The organism is Bacillus pretiosus, assembly GCF_052947655.1.
In genome coordinates this window covers 5169334-5188509 of the sequence record NZ_CM129593.1, presented here as the reverse complement: position 1 = coordinate 5188509, position 19176 = coordinate 5169334, and the positions used below count along the sequence as shown (strand labels likewise).

At 35.3% G+C, this 19176-nt stretch carries 17 protein-coding genes, 1 pseudogene and 1 riboswitch; of the genes and pseudogenes, 12 read left to right on the top strand and 6 right to left on the bottom strand.

Features of this window, described 5'->3' with window-relative positions; translation table 11 throughout:
- Nucleotides 1-52: 52 nt before the first annotated feature.
- The 3 genes and pseudogenes from ACU8YW_RS26860 to ACU8YW_RS26850 all read right to left on the bottom strand — a co-directional run bounded on the left by ACU8YW_RS26860 (nucleotide 53) and on the right by ACU8YW_RS26850 (nucleotide 2116).
- Nucleotides 53-859: a methyl-accepting chemotaxis protein gene (locus ACU8YW_RS26860; RefSeq protein ID WP_370512865.1), complete on the bottom strand. Its 807-nt coding sequence runs from the start codon at nucleotides 857-859 to the stop codon at nucleotides 53-55.
- Nucleotides 857-1234, bottom strand: a pseudogene (locus ACU8YW_RS26855) (protoglobin family protein); the annotation flags it as partial. The gene ACU8YW_RS26860 and the pseudogene ACU8YW_RS26855, both read right to left, overlap by 3 nt.
- 249 nt (nucleotides 1235-1483) lie before the next feature.
- Entirely contained in the window at nucleotides 1484-2116 is a 633-nt protein-coding gene (locus tag ACU8YW_RS26850) for a trimeric intracellular cation channel family protein (RefSeq protein WP_000924376.1), read from the bottom strand.
- Nucleotides 2117-2387: 271 nt separating this feature from the next.
- Here ACU8YW_RS26850 and wpaB point away from each other — a divergent pair, with 271 nt between their 5' ends.
- The 8 genes from wpaB (at nucleotide 2388) to ACU8YW_RS26810 (ending at nucleotide 11803) form a co-directional block, all read left to right on the top strand.
- Nucleotides 2388-3794 carry a secondary cell wall assembly protein WpaB gene (wpaB, locus tag ACU8YW_RS26845; RefSeq protein ID WP_426934430.1) on the top strand — a complete coding sequence of 469 codons (1407 nt, stop codon included), beginning with the start codon at nucleotides 2388-2390 and terminating at the stop codon, nucleotides 3792-3794.
- Between the two features lie 77 nt (nucleotides 3795-3871).
- Nucleotides 3872-4972: a glycosyltransferase family 4 protein gene (locus ACU8YW_RS26840; RefSeq protein ID WP_088065067.1), complete on the top strand. Its 1101-nt coding sequence runs from the start codon at nucleotides 3872-3874 to the stop codon at nucleotides 4970-4972.
- Between the two features lie 15 nt (nucleotides 4973-4987).
- The gene (locus ACU8YW_RS26835; protein ID WP_046955475.1) at nucleotides 4988-5728 is read left to right on the top strand and encodes a WecB/TagA/CpsF family glycosyltransferase; all 741 of its coding nucleotides are present in this window, start codon (nucleotides 4988-4990) and stop codon (nucleotides 5726-5728) included.
- A 291-nt stretch (nucleotides 5729-6019) separates the two neighbouring features.
- Nucleotides 6020-7219 (top strand): niacin permease NiaP, encoded by a 1200-nt coding sequence (niaP, locus tag ACU8YW_RS26830; protein ID WP_098082159.1) that lies wholly within the window; start codon nucleotides 6020-6022, stop codon nucleotides 7217-7219.
- Between the two features lie 268 nt (nucleotides 7220-7487).
- A complete protein-coding gene (locus ACU8YW_RS26825; protein ID WP_048542790.1) occupies nucleotides 7488-8204 on the top strand; it encodes a LytR/AlgR family response regulator transcription factor in 717 nt (238 codons plus the stop codon).
- Nucleotides 8205-8325: 121 nt separating this feature from the next.
- Nucleotides 8326-10404 (top strand): carbon starvation protein CstA, encoded by a 2079-nt coding sequence (gene cstA / locus ACU8YW_RS26820; RefSeq protein ID WP_000854302.1) that lies wholly within the window; start codon nucleotides 8326-8328, stop codon nucleotides 10402-10404.
- Nucleotides 10397-10600, top strand: coding sequence for a YbdD/YjiX family protein (locus ACU8YW_RS26815; RefSeq protein WP_000919820.1), 204 nt, complete (start codon nucleotides 10397-10399; stop codon nucleotides 10598-10600). Before cstA ends, ACU8YW_RS26815 begins: the two co-directional genes overlap by 8 nt.
- A gap of 147 nt (nucleotides 10601-10747) precedes the next feature.
- Nucleotides 10748-11803 (top strand): GGDEF domain-containing protein, encoded by a 1056-nt coding sequence (locus tag ACU8YW_RS26810; RefSeq protein ID WP_098082158.1) that lies wholly within the window; start codon nucleotides 10748-10750, stop codon nucleotides 11801-11803.
- A gap of 82 nt (nucleotides 11804-11885) precedes the next feature.
- On the opposite strand, the gene pdxK is transcribed toward ACU8YW_RS26810, so the two are convergent.
- The gene (gene pdxK / locus ACU8YW_RS26805; RefSeq protein ID WP_088065063.1) at nucleotides 11886-12710 is read right to left on the bottom strand and encodes a pyridoxine/pyridoxal/pyridoxamine kinase; all 825 of its coding nucleotides are present in this window, start codon (nucleotides 12708-12710) and stop codon (nucleotides 11886-11888) included.
- Nucleotides 12711-12844: 134 nt separating this feature from the next.
- Here pdxK and ACU8YW_RS26800 point away from each other — a divergent pair, with 134 nt between their 5' ends.
- The 3 genes from ACU8YW_RS26800 (at nucleotide 12845) to ACU8YW_RS26790 (ending at nucleotide 15901) form a co-directional block, all read left to right on the top strand.
- A complete protein-coding gene (locus tag ACU8YW_RS26800) occupies nucleotides 12845-14416 on the top strand; it encodes a GAF domain-containing sensor histidine kinase (protein ID WP_088608206.1) in 1572 nt (523 codons plus the stop codon).
- 20 nt (nucleotides 14417-14436) lie between these two features.
- Nucleotides 14437-15084, top strand: coding sequence for a response regulator (locus tag ACU8YW_RS26795; protein WP_000695794.1), 648 nt, complete (start codon nucleotides 14437-14439; stop codon nucleotides 15082-15084).
- A 190-nt stretch (nucleotides 15085-15274) separates the two neighbouring features.
- On the top strand, nucleotides 15275-15901 hold the full coding sequence (locus ACU8YW_RS26790) for an FMN-dependent NADH-azoreductase (RefSeq protein ID WP_000246726.1): 627 nt from the start codon (nucleotides 15275-15277) through the stop codon (nucleotides 15899-15901).
- A 63-nt stretch (nucleotides 15902-15964) separates the two neighbouring features.
- On the opposite strand, the gene ACU8YW_RS26785 is transcribed toward ACU8YW_RS26790, so the two are convergent.
- Nucleotides 15965-16636 carry a transcriptional regulator YeiL gene (locus tag ACU8YW_RS26785; protein ID WP_426934431.1) on the bottom strand — a complete coding sequence of 224 codons (672 nt, stop codon included), beginning with the start codon at nucleotides 16634-16636 and terminating at the stop codon, nucleotides 15965-15967.
- A gap of 106 nt (nucleotides 16637-16742) precedes the next feature.
- Here ACU8YW_RS26785 and ACU8YW_RS26780 point away from each other — a divergent pair, with 106 nt between their 5' ends.
- Nucleotides 16743-17438 (top strand): YjjG family noncanonical pyrimidine nucleotidase, encoded by a 696-nt coding sequence (locus ACU8YW_RS26780; protein WP_426934432.1) that lies wholly within the window; start codon nucleotides 16743-16745, stop codon nucleotides 17436-17438.
- 40 nt (nucleotides 17439-17478) lie between these two features.
- On the opposite strand, the gene ACU8YW_RS26775 is transcribed toward ACU8YW_RS26780, so the two are convergent.
- On the bottom strand, nucleotides 17479-18711 hold the full coding sequence (locus ACU8YW_RS26775; protein ID WP_060487937.1) for a chloride channel protein: 1233 nt from the start codon (nucleotides 18709-18711) through the stop codon (nucleotides 17479-17481).
- Between the two features lie 314 nt (nucleotides 18712-19025).
- A riboswitch (SAM riboswitch) is annotated at nucleotides 19026-19130 on the top strand.
- The last annotated feature ends 46 nt before the right edge of the window (nucleotides 19131-19176 follow it).

The window sequence follows — 19176 nt, the reverse complement described above, 5'->3', positions numbered from 1 at the left end:
GAGGACTAAGAGTCAGCAGAGATGAAGAATCTCTACTGACATAAGCTTCACCCTATCTATTCAGTTCTAGTTGTAAACTATCAGCTGTTAGAGCCATTTTTGAGGAATCGTCTTGAATTCCTTTCATTACTTGTGAAATGGTTTCTAACTCATTTTCAATTTTTTTATTCTGTTCTTTCGAGTTAGACATGTCTTTTACAATTTCTTGGAAGTATTGATCTGTTGCAGACATACTATCCGTTCCTTCAGATACGAGGGAGCTAATTTGTTTCACTGAAGAAGAGACACGAACAATTTGTTCATTTGTTTTTTCAACGAGCTTTGTAACGTTGAATATAGATTCTTTCGTTTGCTCTGATAACTTGCGAATTTCTCCAGCTACAACAGAAAAGCCTTTGCCAAATTCCCCAGCACGTGCAGATTCAATAGCAGCATTTAGTGCGAGCAAATTTGTTTGCTCTGCAATTGATTTTACAATGTCTATAATCTCGTTAATTTTGTTAGAAATATCGAGAAGTTCATGAGTATCTGTAATAATCGTTTCCATGTTTGTTTGAATGTATTCCATTCGTTTATTCTGTTGATTTAATTGTTCTTTCCCTTTATTCGCTTTTTCTTCTGATGTTGTAGCTAATGATGTACCTGTTTTGGCAATTTCTACAATAGTTTCAGATTTAGCGGTTAACTGTTGAATAGAAGCACTCGTTTTTTCAGATACAGATGCTAGTTCTGTTGCAATATGCGTAATGGTCATAGCTGTTATTTCTTTTTCTTTTTCATGTTCTTTTTGCATTCTTTCATATTCAGATTCATAAGCCGCAATAACGAGCTCTTGTTCAAGGGTGAATAATTTGTTTATTACGTTTATAGAATAAGAAAAATCGTCAATTGTTGTAATTTTTGTTTGCAAAATCTTCATGATAGAGCGGAATAATTCTTGATAAGCGGCAGTATACCATTTTCTATGTAAACCAATTTGTACATGTCTTTTGGCAATTCTAACACGTTGTTCAATAAAATCTTCGTGCATATCTCCGCTGAATAATTCCTTTATATGTGTTTTTAAAGTTTGCTTTAGTTTTGGAATAGAGCTATAACGTTCAATAATAGTAGTTAAATTAGGCTGCTTTGTAATATTGGCATAGAATTTTTCCGTAATCCAATCAATTTCTTCATAAATAAAGGGCTGTAGTACCTTTACGATTTGTAAATCTTCTTTTGAAATATGTAGCATATCCATTTGAATTTTCAGTTCAGAATTAGTAGGCACGTTAAAAGTGATTTTTTGATCCTTACTTAATTCAAGTATACTGGCGTTTGTTTTATTTGTATGTTTTTTAAAAAACCGAAGCATCGTTCTTCCCCCTGTGTATAAAGCGTTTTCATTTTTGGTTCTAATATAATTATATATTTTTATATACAATTACTCTATATTAGTGTGTAGAATAGTATATAAATTAAGAGAATTCTGTGTAGAATTCTCTTAATGGCCTTTATTAATTTTAGCATGTGTTTTAAAGAAAACAGGGAAATGTACATTATATATTACAGTGACAACACGAATAATAAATGTTACTAATAAACAAACATAGAAAGCTAGTACGTGTGCCCCCATTGCATATGTGATTAGGAAACTAATTGCTCCTAAGATAGAAGCGATTGCGTAAATCTCTTTTCGGAATACGTAGGGGATATCTTGAGCGCAAATGTCACGTAAAATACCGCCTCCAATACCTGTAATGACTCCCATTGAAACAACTAAAAATGAGGCGTCAACATGATGTGACATTGCTGCATTTGCACCAATAGCTGTAAAAACACCTAAGCCAACAGCATCAGAAAGCATAATAACGACTTGCAGTTTATTGATACGCTCAAAAAACATACAAGTAAATAATGCTGATAATACGCTTACGAAAAAGTAAATGGGTTTAACAAATGCGACAGGAGGCAGGTTACCGATCATAATATCACGAATAATACCGCCACCGAGCGCTGTAGCTACAGCTAAACAAAGGACACCGAATAAATCTAAATCTTTTTTTAAACCAACTAATGTACCGGAAATAGCAGCGGCGATAATGCCAAGAAACGTAAATATGTCGATTAATAACATTGCTGTAATCCCTTCCTCCTAAAGATGTTCCAGAGAAAAAATATACACTAAAGTTATGTAAATAACAATGCATTTTCTTTACATGTAGAAAAAAAGAAAAAATGAGGAAAGAAAGCGCTTGAAAATGCAAATATGCTTTTTTCTATAAGGTAAGGCTGGGGAGAAATGTGAGGCGTTTAATTAAAAAATATATGTTATAATAAATATTTGAGATAAGAAAAAAATATTAACAGTATAGATTGAAATTAGGTAATAGTTATGGAGGTTCTAGATGTTAAGCGAAAATAGTAAAAGTAATAAATTTGAAAATTTTCTATTAATCTTTATTTTGTTGCAACCAATTTTAGATTTGCTCACGGCATTCTGTATAATGGTTTTAAAAATTGATACGACCATTGGAGTTATTACACGCTTATTCGTTATGTTCCTAAGCGGGATATATATTTTAATTCAAACGAAGAAACAAGGAAATATAAAATATATATTGTATATAATCTTAGTAGGAATAGTCTTCACCATCGGATTGGTAAATAACAAGCTTACAAAAGATCCTATGGTACTTACAGAGGAAATTAAGTTTATAGCAAAAGCATTATATCCGTTTGTTATGCTTACTTGTTATGTATTTGTATTTAAGTCTTTAAAAGAGAAAAGCCATTCAAATTCAAAAATGCGTGACTATGTTACGTATGCATCGCTAATTATAGGAGTAGTCATGGTAGCTTCGATTACTACTGGAACAGATTATAATAGTTATGAATGGGTAAAGTTAGGATCACGCGGTTGGTTTTATGCAGGTAACGAGCTAGGATCTATTTTAGCCATCATGTGTCCAATTGTTATTTTGTATTCAATTGAAAGAACAAAAAGTATAGGTAAAGCGTACTATTGGATTCCTTCAATTTTAGTTGTTTATTCACTATTTGCAATTGGGACAAAGGTTGGCGTAGGAGCAATCTTTGGATCAATGGCTATCGCAGTTGTTATGTGCTTTATTCAGGCATTTACACAGCGTAAAGATGGAAAGAAACATGCCTATTTATTAAATGGTTTTCTTGCAATAACTGTATTTATAGGCATATTGGCATATACACCTTTTTCACCGTTTATGAAAAATATGGGATTCCATTTCCAATTAATTGAACAAGAACAGAGTGCGAAAAAGGAAGAGAAAAAGAAGGAGGAAGCTAAAGAGCACAAACCTCCTGTGACAGAGCAAGAAAAAGAGAAAGAAAAAGCAAAAGAAAAAGTAGCGGAGAAGAAAGAAGAAACGCAAGCTCTTATTTTTAGTGGGCGTCAATTATTTGAACAGATGTATAAAGATTTCTATAATGAAGCCCCAATGTCTCAAAAATTATTAGGAATGGGTTATGCTGGTAACTATAAAGAACAGCCGAAATTAATTGAACGTGACTTCCACGATTGGTTCTATTCTTTCGGAATCATAGGGTTCATTTTACTTGTAATTCCATTCTTATACTTTGGTATTAAATTTATTGCATGTATATTTACTAAATTTAAACAAATATTCACAGTGAAATATGCAATGATGATTGCAGCAATACTTCTCGGATTAGGTATCTCATTCATGGCTGGTCATATTTTAATTGCACCTGGAGTGAGTTTCTACTTAGTAATAATCATGGCATATTTAATAGTTGACTTGGAAATTGAATGATAGAAAAATAAAAGCTAGCATATGTTAGCTTTTATTTTGTTATAGTAAATAAAAAGAAAAAATGGGGGATGTAAGAAATGAAAGTGTTGCATATGAATGCTGGTGCAGAAGAAGGTGGGGGGAAAACACATATTATTTCACTTTTATCTCAATTTTCAAAGGAAGAAGTGGAATTAATGGTATTTGAAGAAGGTGCGATTGCTAGAGAGGCGAGAAACCTTGGTATTCAAGTGCATGTTTTTACCCAATCATCTCGGTACGACCTATCAATTCTTTCAAAAATAAAAGCATTTATTAATGAAAATCAATTTGACATTGTGCATACACATGGCGCACGAGCAAATTTCTATCTCTCCCTCTTGAAAAAAGGTATAAAAGCGAAATGGATAATGACTGTCCACAGTGATCCAACTTTGGATTTTATGAAGAGGGGATTAAAAGGATGGGTATTTACGAAGTTAAATTTACGTTCTTTCAGGAAGGTAGATTTATTCTTTGCAATTACGGAAAACTTTAAGAGAAACATAATAAAACTAGGTGTACCAGAAGAGAAGATTTGTACGGTTTATAATGGAATCGAGTATGATAATACTCCAGCAAAACCTTATGATAAAAGTGAATTTGGCATTGATGAAGGAGTATTTACAGCTGTTCAAGTAGCGCGTCTTCATCCTGTTAAAGGTCATGATATTTTATTTGAAGCGTTACAAAAAATTAAAATTCCAAATATAAAGGTGCTCTTGCTTGGTGATGGACCTATAGAAGCAGAATTAAAAGAGATGGTGAAACAAAAGGGCTTAGAGGATAAGGTGATTTTTCTAGGTTTTCGTACAGATTCAAAAGAATTATATGCATCTGCACACATTAATTTGTTAACCTCTTATAGCGAAAGCTTCCCTCTTGTTTTATTAGAGGCGGCTAATCAACGCTTAACATCTATTGCAACAAATGTAGGTGATATGAAAAAGTTAATAGTTGATGATACGTATGGATGGATTGTACCGATTGGTGATGCGGATTCGTTAGCAAACGCGTTAGAAAATGCTTATGAAAAATGGTTGAATGGTGAATTAGAAGCGATGGGAAATCGTTTATATAATCATGCATCTACTCATTTCTCGCTAAAGAATTTGTATGAAGATACTTATAATGCATATAAAAAACTTTTACTGAAATAGAGAGGATAGTTAATCATGGAAGTAAAAACGGTTGATATTCTAGGTGTTCCTTTTTCTACAATGACAATGGATGAAACGATCCAATATTTGAAGGGACAACTAGAATTGGAGCGAACTCATACTTTTCAGGTAGTAACAGCAAATCCTGAAATTGTTATGTGTGCAAAAAAGGATGAAACATTCCATAAAACATTATTAAATACAGATTTAATTACACCTGACGGTATTGGAGTTGTAAAAGCAAGTGGTATGTTAGGTACACCTGTAAAGGAACGTGTAGCAGGTTTTGATTTAATGTGTAATCTATTTGCAAAGTTATCAGAGGAGAATAAACCGGTATCTGTTTTCTTACTTGGTGCAAAACCGCATGTTGTACAAGCTGCAGCAGATCATTTAACGAAGACATATTCAGCTGTATCTATTGTGGGTACACAAGATGGGTACTTTAAACAAGAAGAAGAAGAGAGTATCGTTTCTCGCATTCAAGAAGCAAAACCAGATTTATTACTTGTCGCGCTTGGTTTCCCAAGACAAGAGAATTTTATCCAAACTAATAAGCATCGTTTAGAAACGAAGATGGCTGTTGGAGTGGGCGGAAGTTTAGATGTATGGGCTGGAGAGGTAAAACGTGCACCAAAATGGATTCAAGCGATTAACTTAGAGTGGTTTTATAGATTGTGTAGTAATCCAACGCGCTGGCGTCGTCAGTTAGTATTAGCGGAATTTTTAAAAGAAGTCATGCGTTCGAAAAAGTAGCGGAATATCGCTACTTTTTTATTTGGTCATTTTTAATAAAGTGAGGTTTTGCTCATCCACCACTGATGGTTAACTCTCACCAATTGGACGTTTAATGGCAGTTGGTCTTCAATTTAACCTTTTTGTTTCAGCTGAATTTTGAGGTAGGAGTCTTACTGCCCTCAAATAGTGTGATAAGTATTTTACTTTTGGGGAATGATGAAGGAGAATTTTTTGAACGAAAGTATTTTACTTATACAATTCACACATGTAAAATGATGTGTAAAGACAGCTGTGTAAGGAGGACTTCTTGTGGGCAAGGTGAAAGAAATTTCGAAGCGAAAGCTACTTGGTATAGCAGGGCTTGGATGGTTATTTGATGCAATGGATGTTGGAATGCTTTCATTTGTAATGGTAGCACTGCAAAAAGATTGGGGATTAAGTACGCAAGAAATGGGCTGGATAGGCAGCGTTAATTCGATTGGTATGGCAGTCGGAGCGCTCGTTTTTGGAATACTATCAGATAAAATAGGGCGGAAATCAGTCTTTATTATTACATTATTACTATTTTCTATCGGTAGTGGTTTAACTGCTTTAACGACGACACTTGCGATGTTCCTTGTTTTACGATTTTTAATTGGTATGGGGCTTGGCGGAGAGCTTCCAGTCGCATCTACATTAGTATCAGAGAGCGTTGAAGCGCATGAACGTGGCAAAATAGTTGTGCTATTAGAAAGCTTTTGGGCAGGTGGATGGCTAATTGCAGCCCTTATCTCGTATTTTGTTATTCCGAAATATGGTTGGGAAGTTGCAATGGTATTGAGCGCGGTTCCGGCACTATATGCTTTATATTTAAGATGGAATTTACCGGATTCTCCCAAATTTCAAAAGGCTGAAAAAAGACCATCTGTTATCGAAAATGTAAAGTTAGTTTGGTCTGGTGAATATCGTAAGGCAACAATTATGTTATGGATTCTATGGTTTTCTGTTGTCTTTTCTTACTATGGGATGTTCCTTTGGTTACCTAGTGTAATGGTATTAAAAGGATTTAGTTTAATAAAAAGTTTTCAGTACGTACTTATTATGACGTTAGCTCAATTGCCAGGATATTTCACGGCTGCTTGGTTTATTGAACGACTTGGTCGTAAGTTCGTTTTAGTTACGTATTTAATCGGTACAGCATGTAGTGCTTACTTGTTTGGAGTGGCAGAGTCATTAACGATATTAATCGTAGCAGGTATGTTACTATCCTTCTTTAATTTAGGTGCTTGGGGTGCATTATACGCTTATACACCGGAACAGTATCCAACGGTTATTCGTGGTACAGGTGCAGGGATGGCAGCAGCATTCGGTCGTATTGGTGGTATTCTTGGGCCGCTATTAGTAGGATATTTAGTTGCTTCACAGGCTTCACTATCACTAATATTTACGATTTTCTGTGGGTCAATTTTAATTGGCGTAGTTGCTGTAATTGTACTTGGGCAAGAAACGAAGCAACGAGAATTAATATAAGGTGAAAGTTTAATCGGTGAGGGATTTATCCCCACTGATTATTAGCCAGCGCCAATTGTGTTTTTGGGGAAGTAACACTCATTTCTTCGCATTCAGTGGGTGTTACTTCCTACAAATAATGGAATGAAAGGGTAGGGGGAACCGTTGTGGTTTCCTTTTTTCTGTTTTTTTAGATAAATAATGGTATAGTAAGAAAAAGGGAATGTTTCTTATAAAAGCGAATGTATACAACAAGACATATGGACAAAAGAATTAGGTGGTTGAAGAAATGAAAATTTTACTGATCATGGAAGAAGCAGAAGAGCGAAGAAGTTTAGCTGAAAAATTTACTGAAAATATAAGGAATGTAGAATGTTTTGAAGCGAATACGGGAACAGAATCATTATTGATCATGAAAAAGCATACACCAGATTTTGTTTTCTTGAATTCAAAATTACTAGATGGAACTGGTTTTGAATATGCGAGTTTATTACGGGAAGTAAATTGTTATACGAAATTGATTTTTATGGGTGAAGATATAGAAGAGTCGATTACGGCATTTCGGTTTCAAGCATTTTATTATTTACTACGCCCATTTCGTGAGGAAGATTTGCAATTCCTTTTATATAGAATGTGTAAAGAGCAAGGCGAGAAAGCAAAGAGTTATTTGCGAAAACTACCGATAGAAGGTCAAGAGGGAATTCGGTATATTTTCCCTGAAGATATTGTATATGTAAGCAAAAATAAGGAAAACAAAACGGTTTCAATTTATACAACAAATAATCAGTATATTTCAACATATACACTTCAAGAGCTGGAAAATAAGCTAAATGTATATGATTTTTTACGTGTGCATAAAAGTTATTTAATTAATATGTCATATGTACAAGAACTAAAACCTTATTATAATGGCACATATAATCTGTATTTAGATAAATATGATGAGCAACCGATTCCAGTTAGTCGTAATTATGTGAAACGACTTCGAAATAAGATTGAATTATAGTAGGTAATGCGAATTTTTTAACATGATAAACTAAAAATCCTTCATGATAAGGAGGATTCAAATTAAATATTCAGAAAATTTAGTACAATCCCACTAAGCGATAGTATTGGGGGGATTGTATGTGAAAACATTGAAGTCGATTTTACTATGGGGAGTTATTGCAGCAGTAGGCGCAGGTGCTTTTGGTGTAATAGCTTTATCACAAGGTGAAACTATTAATGCCGTGTGGCTCTTAGTAGCTGCGGTATGTGTGTATGCAGTTGCTTACCGCTTTTATAGTAGATTTATAGCGAGAAAGGTATTTGGTTTAGATAATAATCGGCAAACGCCAGCCCATACATTAAACGATGGAAAAGATTATGTTCCGACAAATAAGTGGGTATTATTTGGGCACCATTTTGCAGCAATTGCTGGGGCAGGCCCTTTAGTAGGACCGATTTTGGCAGCGCAAATGGGATATTTACCAGGGACAATATGGATTATTGTTGGGGTAGTTGTCGCTGGAGCTGTACAAGATTTTGTAATTTTATTTGCTTCGATGAGACGGAATGGTAAATCTTTAGGAGAAATGATTAAAGATGAGATCGGTCCTGTTACAGGGCTTATTGCAATGATAGGCATTTTAGGCATTATGATTATTTTATTAGCGGTATTAGCATTAGTGGTAGTAAAGGCGCTTGTCGGAAGTCCTTGGGGAATGTTTACAATAGCAGCAACGATTCCTATTGCTATTTTAATGGGAGTGTACATGCGCTACATTAGGCCTGGCCGGGTTGGTGAAGGGTCAGTAATCGGAATTATTCTACTTATACTGTCTCTTATTGGGGGACAGTATGTAGCAGAGCATCCAACGCTTGCAAGCATGTTCACGTTTAGCGGTGAAACGATTGCTATTATGCTTATTGTATATGGATTTATCGCATCGGCCTTACCAGTTTGGATGCTTTTAGCACCACGTGATTATTTAAGCACATTTTTAAAAGTCGGAACAATTGTTGGATTAGCAATTGGTATTTTAATTGTAGCACCAGATTTACAAATGCCAGCAGTTTCGAAATTTATCGATGGAACAGGTCCTGTTTTCTCTGGAAACTTATTCCCGTTCTTATTTATTACAATTGCTTGTGGTGCGGTGTCTGGATTCCATGCTCTCGTTTCATCAGGTACGACACCAAAGATGATTGAACAAGAGGGACACGCACAGCCAATCGGTTATGGGGCAATGTTAATGGAATCATTTGTAGCTGCGATGGCGATGATTGCAGCTTGTGTATTAACACCAGGAACTTATTTTGCGATTAATAGTCCCGCAGCGCTTATCGGTACGGATGTCTCGCAGGCAGCTCAAGTTATTTCCTCATGGGGATTTGCTATTACACCAAATGAACTAAAAGATCTCGCTGTAAACGTTGGAGAGCAAACGATTTTATCACGCACAGGTGGTGCACCAACGTTAGCGATAGGTATGGCGTATATTTTCTCACAAGTAATAGGTGGAACAGCCATGATGGCCTTTTGGTATCATTTTGCAATCCTCTTTGAAGCTCTATTCATTTTAACAACAATTGATGCTGGAACGCGTGTAGGCCGATTTATGATTCAAGATATTTTAGGACATGTATATAAGCCATTTGGGAAAACGGATTCTACATTAGCGAATGTGATAGCTACAACGTTATGCGTATTAGGATGGGGTTATTTCTTATACCAAGGGGTAGTTGATCCGCTTGGTGGAATTAATACATTATGGCCACTTTTTGGTATTGCAAATCAAATGTTAGCAGGTATTGCATTATTACTTGGAACGACAATTTTGTTCAAAATGGGGAAAAAGGCATATGTTTGGGTGACACTTATTCCAACTGTCGGATTGCTTATTGTAACGATGACAGCGGGTTATCAAAAGCTATTTCATGAAAATCCTAAAATAGGATTTCTATCTCATGCAAAGGTGTTTCAGGGAGCATTAGATGAGGGGAAAGTGTTAGCACCAGCTAAAAATGTCGCTCAAATGAAACAAATTATTTTCAATGATTATATTGATGCAGCGCTTTGTGGAATTTTTATGATAGTTGTAATCGCTGTATTAATTTCTGCGATTCGAATTTGGATTCAAGTATTAAGAAATAAGCCGATGCCGCTAAAAGAGGCACCATATATTTCTAGAGATGAAAGTGAGTCGAGGAACTATTATGCTTAAACGACTACGGAAAGTATGGGGAAAAAGGAAACACTTTATTAGTTTACTCGTTGGGGTACCAAGCTATGAAACATATGTAGAGCATATGAAAAAGCATCATCCAGAAGAAGAAGTGGTATGTCAAAAACAGTTTTTTGCAGAAGCGCAAGAAGCTAGATTTAATGCAAAGGGTGGAAAGATATCAAGGTGTTGTTGAGGAAAAGGGCGAATTTTCGTCCTTTTTTATTTTTTTGCTGTTTCACGTGGAACAGCAAAAAATAAATAAAAAGCTTTGGGAATTATAGGTATTTCATATACAATAAAATAAGGAAAGGGATAGATAGAAAAGTAGGGAGATTATTTTATGTTAAGGGACTTATTTGTAAACACAACAATTATTCTTTCCTTTATTTTTGTTGGAGGTCAGCTTTTAAGAGATAAACCGTTAAAAGAAGGGTTCTCTTTTTGGCAGAAATGTGTAGTAGGTATTCTTACTGGAATATTAAGTGTACTGTTGATGCATTTTGGTGTACATATTGAAGATATTATGTTGGATCTACGTTATTTAGCTGTTATTTTGGCAATTATAATTGGAGGTCCGATAGCTAGCAGTATAACAGTTACTATTATATTAATTACCCGATTATTTTTTACTGAGTACTCTTTAGCCTCTGAATTGGCTTGTTATACAATTGTATTGATAGGTTTTGGAATTATTTTCATTTGGCGGATGAAAGCTTCTATATTTAAAAGATGGATCTGGTTTAATGTATATAGTTTATCTATTTTAACGGTTCCACTTTCTATTTTATTTAAGGATATGTCTATAGTAGCATTATATTTAGTTTGTAGTGGTGTTGCAGCATATATCACATTTATAAGCGCAAATTATGTATTGCAATCCAATGAGTTATTTCAAACGATGAAGCAATACGCAACGATAGATGCACTGACAGGTTTAGGAAACGTAAGACAGTTTGATTTAGAGATGAATCGTCATATTGGTAATAAGCGTATGAAAAATGATTCACTTTGTTTACTACTTATAGATATTGATCACTTTAAGTGTGTAAATGATACGTATGGGCATCCTGCGGGAGATGAAGTATTAAAACAAATGGGGCATATTTTACGAGAAGTTTCAATGTTTCCAGATTTGGCTTTTCGAAAGGGTGGGGAAGAGTTCGCGCTTTTGATACCGCAGAAAGGATTAGCTTATGGAATGCGTATGGGGGAACAAGTTCGCACGGCTGTTGAAAACCATCCATTTCAATTGCTAAATGGAACAAAAATAAAAATTACAGTTTCAGTAGGAATTTCAGTGTATGAAGAATCACCAGAGCGATTTATTCAAGCTGCTGATGATGCATTATATTACTCCAAAAGAAATGGTAGAAATCAGGTTAGTTCTGCATCTTAAAGATAAGATGACCAGAAGAGCTTATAAAAAAACACCCACAGAGAGGAAATATATAAACTCTGTGGGTGTTTTCATTTATATGTTAGACAAGTTCTTTTGATGCAACGAATTTACGATATGCACCGTGATGTGTTGGGCCTACGTATTCGTTGATCTTGAATGAATAACGGATAGCAGCTGTGATAAATTCTTTAGCAGTTTTTACTGCTTCTTTCACAGTTTTTCCTTTTGCAAGTTCTGCTGTAATTGCAGCAGAATATGTGCAACCTGCGCCGTGTGTATTTGTCGTATCAATTTTTTCTGATTCTAGAAGATCGAATGTTTCTCCATCATATAGGACGTCGATTGCAGTTTCCGTACCAAGCTTGCTACCGCCTTTAATTAGGACATATTTCGCACCTAAAGCGTGGATTTTTTTTGCTGCTTCTTTCATGTCTTCAAGAGAATTAATCTTTATGCCACTTAATTGGTAAGCTTCAAATAAGTTTGGTGTTACAACTAATGCCTTTGGAACAAGAACGTCACGTAAGCAATCGTTCGTTTCAGGATGTAATGCTTCATCAGCACCTTTACATACCATAACAGGGTCAACTACTACATTTTTGAAATTATGTTTTTCGATTGTTTCAGCAACCATTTCAATAATTTCTACTGATCCAAGCATACCTGTTTTTAAAGCATCTACTCCAACACCATCAATTGTCGTTTCTAATTGTGGTTTTAATGTAGAAGCTGGGATTGGGAATACGTTATGTGCCCAACCGTTATGTGGATCCATCGTTACGATTGTCGTAAGAGATGTCATTCCGTATACACCAAGTTCTTGGAATGTCTTTAAATCTGCTTGTATACCAGCACCGCCACTTGTGTCAGAACCAGCGATAGTAAGTGCTTTATTTAATGTCATTATGAAATCCCCCTCAAGTGATATAATGAAAACTATGTTTTCACCATTATATCAATGTTACGAATAAGTACAAAGTGAAAAGTAGATGATTTACTTTAGGGGCGATTTAAAATCTTGTATGTAGGAGACGAATTATGTTTCAAGAGAATCGTACAAATGAATTAGTTATATTAAAAGAGATTGCAGAGACGTTGAACACCTCAAATGATACATATCATGTGCTGCAAGCTGTGTTGGAAAAACTGTTGAATGTAACAGGTTTAACGACAGGATGGATATTTCTTGCGGATGAAAACGGCAGATATACAAAATTAATTGATTATCAATTACCAGAGGGATTAAGATTTGAAAATAAACGACCGATGTGTGAGGGGAATTGTTGGTGTTTACACCGATTTGTGGAAGGGAAACTAGAGAAAGCCGTTAATATTATTGAATGTAAGAGAATTAATAATGCGATTGAATATAACTGGGGAGATACAGAAGGGATTGTGCATCATGCGACAGTGCCGCTAAAAGCGGGGGGAGATGAATTTGGCGTATTAAATGTGGCTAGTCCAGGTAAAACGCATTTTTCTGAAGAAGAGTTAGTGCTATTACAATCAGTTGCTTTCCAAATTGGAACAGCATTAAAACGTACAAAATTGTATGAAAATGAAAAGAGAAGGGCTCATTATTATGTAAAGTTAGACCGATTTATTCAAGCTTTAAGGACGATTCATAAATTTAATGCATTGCCAGAGGAGATTGTAAAGCAAATAGGGAAGTTATTTTTATGGGAGCAAGTTGTATTCTTTATTAGAGAAGAAAATGAACTTGCTGTAAGAGCCTCATGTAAGATAGATGAGATACAAGAGGATTTGAAGTCAGCGGCACAGGAAGCTCTGAAAAAAGAAGAGCCTGTTTTGTTAAAGAGTCAGGTTGGGAATATCGTACATCCTAATCGTGCGGTTATTGCCATTCCCATACATATTCAAGATCATATATTTGGCGTACTAAGTGTAAGTTCGAATAATGGAGAATTTGATATAAATACGATAGATGTAGTACAGGCGTTAGCCAATCATATATCGTTAATGATAGAGAACTTAAGGTTAAATGAAAAGCGCCGAGAACTTGTACGACTGGAAGAACGTAATCGTTTAGCTAGAGATTTGCATGATTCTGTTTCACAAAAGTTGTTTTCATTAACTTTTATGACGAAAGGTGCCGAAGCCGTCTTAAAGGGGAAAAACGAAAAGGTAGATCAGTCTTTGCATGAGATACGTGAGTTATCGCAAGGTGCTTTAAAAGAAATGAGGACGTTAATTTGGCAACTACGTCCAGCGGGATTAGAGAAAGGACTATTACCAGCTTTAAAACAATATGGTGAAAGTTTGGGATTGAAAATTCGGGAACAAGTTACAGGTGTTCGTGATTTGCCACGCGTAGTAGAGGAAGCGCTATGGCGAATTGGACAAGAAGCTTTAAATAACGTAAGTAAACATGCGAATGTCAGAGAAGCGGCGATTTATTTCAAAGTGACGGAGAAGAATGTATCATTAGAAATAGTCGATCAAGGAAACGGCTTTGTAGAGAAGAATATAAAAGAGAAGAAATCACTCGGTATGACTACGATGCGCGAAAGAGTAGAATTAGTCGGTGGAACAATTAAAATTGTAAGTGATAAGAAAAGAACAAGTGTAAAAGTAAATGTACCATTATGATGTGAAAATGAGGGAAGTTTGTGAAAATAAAAGTATTGTTAGTTGATGATCATACAGTTGTTTTAAAAGGATTAGCATTTTTCTTAAGTACACAGGAAGATTTAGCGTTAGTTGGAGAAGCAAATAATGGGAAAGAAGCGTTAGTGAAAGTAGGGGAGACGAATCCTGATGTTGTATTAATGGATTTATATATGCCCGAAATGGATGGTGTCGAGGCGACGGCGTGCATCAAAAAAGAATATCCAAATGTGAAAGTAATTGTATTAACTAGCTTTTCTGATCAGGCGCATGTTTTACCAGCGTTAAGGGCGGGGGCAAGTGGGTATATTTTAAAAGATGTAGAACCCGATCAGCTTGTTGAAGCTATTCGAAGCGCATATAAAGGTAATATTCAATTACATCCAGATATAGCAAATACTCTTCTCTCTCAAACATTACCTGTGGAAGAAAAGGAAGAAGAACCTTCTATTCAAGTGGATGTGCTAACGGCGAGAGAAAATGAAGTGTTGCAGCTATTAGCGAAAGGAATGAGTAATAAAGAGATCGCTTCTGTTTTAGTTATTACAGAAAAAACGGTAAAAGCTCATGTAAGTAGTATTTTGAGTAAGTTGAATTTATCTGATCGTACGCAAGCAGCATTATATGCAGTGAAAAATGGAATTGTATAAGACAAAAGTCGTAAGACCTAGTTCGCCTTTAGAAGGTGGACTTTTTTTATGGAAAAATACGTCTATGTGAGGACGAAATTGTCTTGATATAAAGATAAAATATGTTTGTAAGCAACAAAACAACAATTACAAGGGATACCTTTTTTGAAAGCATATAACAACAGAAGAGTGAGTACTAGGAGGAAAAACAATGGCAACAGTTTTATTTGTAAAAGCAAACAACCGCCCAGCGGAACAAGCAGTTAGTGTGAAATTATACGAGGCATTTTTAGCAAACTATAAAGAAGCACATCCAAATGATACAGTAGTAGAACTTGATTTATATAAAGAAGAATTACCATATGTAGGCGTAGATATGATTAATGGTACATTCAAAGCAGGTAAAGGATTTGATTTAACTGAAGAGGAAGCAAAAGCAGTAGCAGTTGCTGATAAGTATTTAAATCAATTTTTAGAAGCTGATAAAGTCGTTTTCGGTTTCCCATTATGGAACTTAACGATTCCAGCAGTGCTACACACATATATTGATTATTTAAACCGAGCTGGCAAAACGTTTAAATATACGCCAGAAGGTCCAGTTGGTCTAATTGGAGATAAGAAGATTGCATTATTAAACGCGCGCGGCGGCGTATATTCTGAAGGTCCAGCAGCTGAAGTAGAAATGGCTGTTAAATATGTAGCAAGCATGATGGGCTTCTTCGGTGCAACAAATATGGAAACAGTAGTTATTGAAGGACATAACCAATTCCCAGATAAAGCAGAAGAAATCATTACAGCTGGTCTTGAAGAAGCAGCTAAAGTGGCAAGTAAATTTTAATTGAAAATAGAATCGTCACTCGAAAAAAGTAGCATTAACAGGTAAACGTTAATGCTACTTTTTTTATATTTTAAGTTCATCAGCCAGTTTTTCTAATTGAATTCGATCTTGTATGTAATAGGTTCTTCCGTCTTTTTTTAAGTAATTTTGCTGGCAAAACTGGTTTAATACGTATAAAAGATGGCGGTAGCTGACATTTAAGTATTCCGAAGCCTCGGTATGTTTTTCTGTATAACTGTTATTTTGTTCTGTTAATAGAATAAAAGCCGCTAATCGATTTTCGAACGGATAACTATTGTTTTTGGCGTAACTTTCTGTTCGGCTAATTGTTTTTTCGCCGATAAATTTACATAGTTTCTGTAGAAAGGTAGCATCTTGCAATAAAAGATGCTGACAATCTTTAAGAGGGAACGCTAAGCACATACAATCTTCAATCACTTCCACCGTTTTCGTAACGGATTCAACGCCAATTAACCCTAATTCTCCAATGAACGAAGGTGCTTGAATAAAGTTAATTAAGGAGACCTTCCCGTTTTTGTGACTCATATATATTTTCGCTTTTCCGGAAATTAAGTAATAAAGATAAGGAACATCAACGCCTTCATTACATATCCTTTCTCTCTTTTGAAAGGAATGTAGTTCAGCATACGGTAAGACATTAAAAGAAAAAAGAGTATGGACGTTGTAAGTTTGCATGTAATGAGAGATTTCTTCGCTATTTTTGCTGACTTTCATATTTTCACCTCATGTTTAGTATGAGATATCTCCTATTATGTTTACAAGAAGGAATGATACGATTTACGTAAATTTGTTTTTGTAGAAAAGAGAGTGTGAAGGGCTTATGAAAAAATATAAAACATTGCTATTTGATGTAGATGATACATTGTTAGATTTTCAGAAGGCGGAGAAAATGGCGTTACGTATGCTGTTTGAAGAGAAAGGGATTCCTCTAACTAGCGAGGTTGAAGGGCACTATAAAAAAATTAATAAAAGTCTTTGGGATGCTTTTGAGGAAGGTGAAATGAACCGTGATGAAGTTGTAAATACGCGGTTTTCAATTTTGTTTAAAGAGTACGGGGAAGAAGTAGATGGAGTATTATTCGAAAATAATTATCGTAGCTACTTAGAAGAAGGAAACCAACTTATGCAAGGTGCGTTTGAATTTATAAGTCAAATTCAAAGTGAGTACGATTTATATATAGTGACAAACGGTATTTCTAAGACGCAAGATAAGCGTTTACGTAATGCAGGATTACATGCCTTGTTTAAAGATATTTTCATTTCTGAAGATACGGGATTCCAAAAGCCGATGAAAGAGTATTTTGATTATGTTTTTGAACGAATTCCTAATTTTCCCCCTGAAGAAGGGCTCATTATTGGGGATTCGTTAAGTGCTGATATGAAAGGTGGATATGTAGCGGGAATTGATACTTGTTGGTTTAATCCAGAAAAGAAATCAAATAATAGCGAGATTGTGCCAACATATGAAGTACAAAATTTTGAAGAGTTATACGCGTTATTGAAGCAACGTGTGTAATAAAAATAGGCAGTGGAACTTTTGTCCCTACTGCCTATTTTTATTCGTTTGTAGCTTCGTTATTTTTAGGAAGTGGAAATGCATTACCAATCGCTGCCGCTCCAAGCATCGGTAATAGTAAATTGAGCGGGAAAAACATGAGTAATAGTAATGTTATAGCAATTGGTTTTCTTAATGCATAGCTTGAAATTGCTGTCGTGACGATGGCTACCGAAGCGATTGGATCTATCGGGATAATGGAAGCTATAGCATATCCGATACTAGATCCAGCAAATATAATTGGGAAAATATGTCCACCGCGCCAACCTGTATTTAAACAAACGGCAGTAATACATAATTTTAAAACACCTGAAAGAAGTAGTACCCAGAAAGATAAATGACTCCATTCAACGACTAAATCTTTTAATTGGTGTTCTCCTGAGAATAACGTGTACGGGAGAAAAGTTCCTGTAATTCCTAATAAAATACCACCGATAATTCCAAGTGATAGTTTGTATTCCCTGAAGGGATGGATTAATTTCTCTAATGTGAATTCAAATTTGAAATAAAAGAAACCAACTATAGCACCAATACTAGCAAGTGGTAGAAAGGCGATCCATTCATTAAGAGAAAGGGAACCTTCCCCAAAATCAACGATAAAGGATCCGCGATTATCGAATTTACTAAGTAATAAATAAACGGAAAAGCCAGCGAAAGTGGTAGCTAAATATACAATTGCTTTTTTTCCTTTAGAAAATTCGTTAATTTGCTCACCCTCATTTTCATTTGGAGCTAAATAACCGAATAATGGCGCGTTAAAAATTACACTTAAAGTAGCGCCAATTCCAACCTCTGTTAGTTCATTCATTCCTTTTAAGGCAAATGTAAAGCGATCCCCTACCCATGTACAAAGTCCACCGATAATTCCAACAAGTGCTGCTTCGGGACCTAAGCTAGCTCCAAATATTAAAACGATAATCGCAGTTAAAGTAGCTTTATGTACAAAACGGTATTCAATTCTACCAGTTTTTTTATATTCACCCATCACTTCCGGCATAAGACGTGGATATATGCCGAAGTATTTTTGGGTTAAACCAACGAGAATACCACCGATAGTTGTTACACAAATAGTGTAATACGGGGGAGAAGAGAAAATAGTAGGTAAGTATCCCCAAATAAAGTGAATGCCGATATTTATTGTAACTAAAAATAGCCAGACTGTAGCTCCTACTATAGAGCCTAAAAGAATGCCGTATAGGACGAGTATATAGTGCATGTCCTTTGTGTTTGTCATGTTATACCTCCGTTATGTAAGTTTTAATGTCGAAAGGATTAAATATGCTACTGTGAAAGGAATATGTATAGTATCTTTTTGAGAGGTGGGCTTATTCAATATATTGAGGTCTCGTGAGAATTTGAAATGTATACAGTTAAACTACTTACTTAATTTTATATAGTAATCGTGGGTTTTAAAAGGTCTTTTTCAAATGGATATGGAATATATTTCTTTTGTTATGCATGTCAAATTCTTTGTATTTAATTTAGAACATTCAGAAAAACCGATTGACATTAGGAAATTATTGCTATAAAATCAACGGTAATTGCATAGTCTTATCAAGAAAAGGTGGAGGGACAGGCCCGATGAAACCTTGGCAACAGCCGTATAACGGAATTGTGCCAAATCCTGCAGGTAATAATCCTGAAAGATAAGAAAGAGCCTTTAGAGCGTGTTTTCAAACTGCTCCTTTCTTGTTTTCAG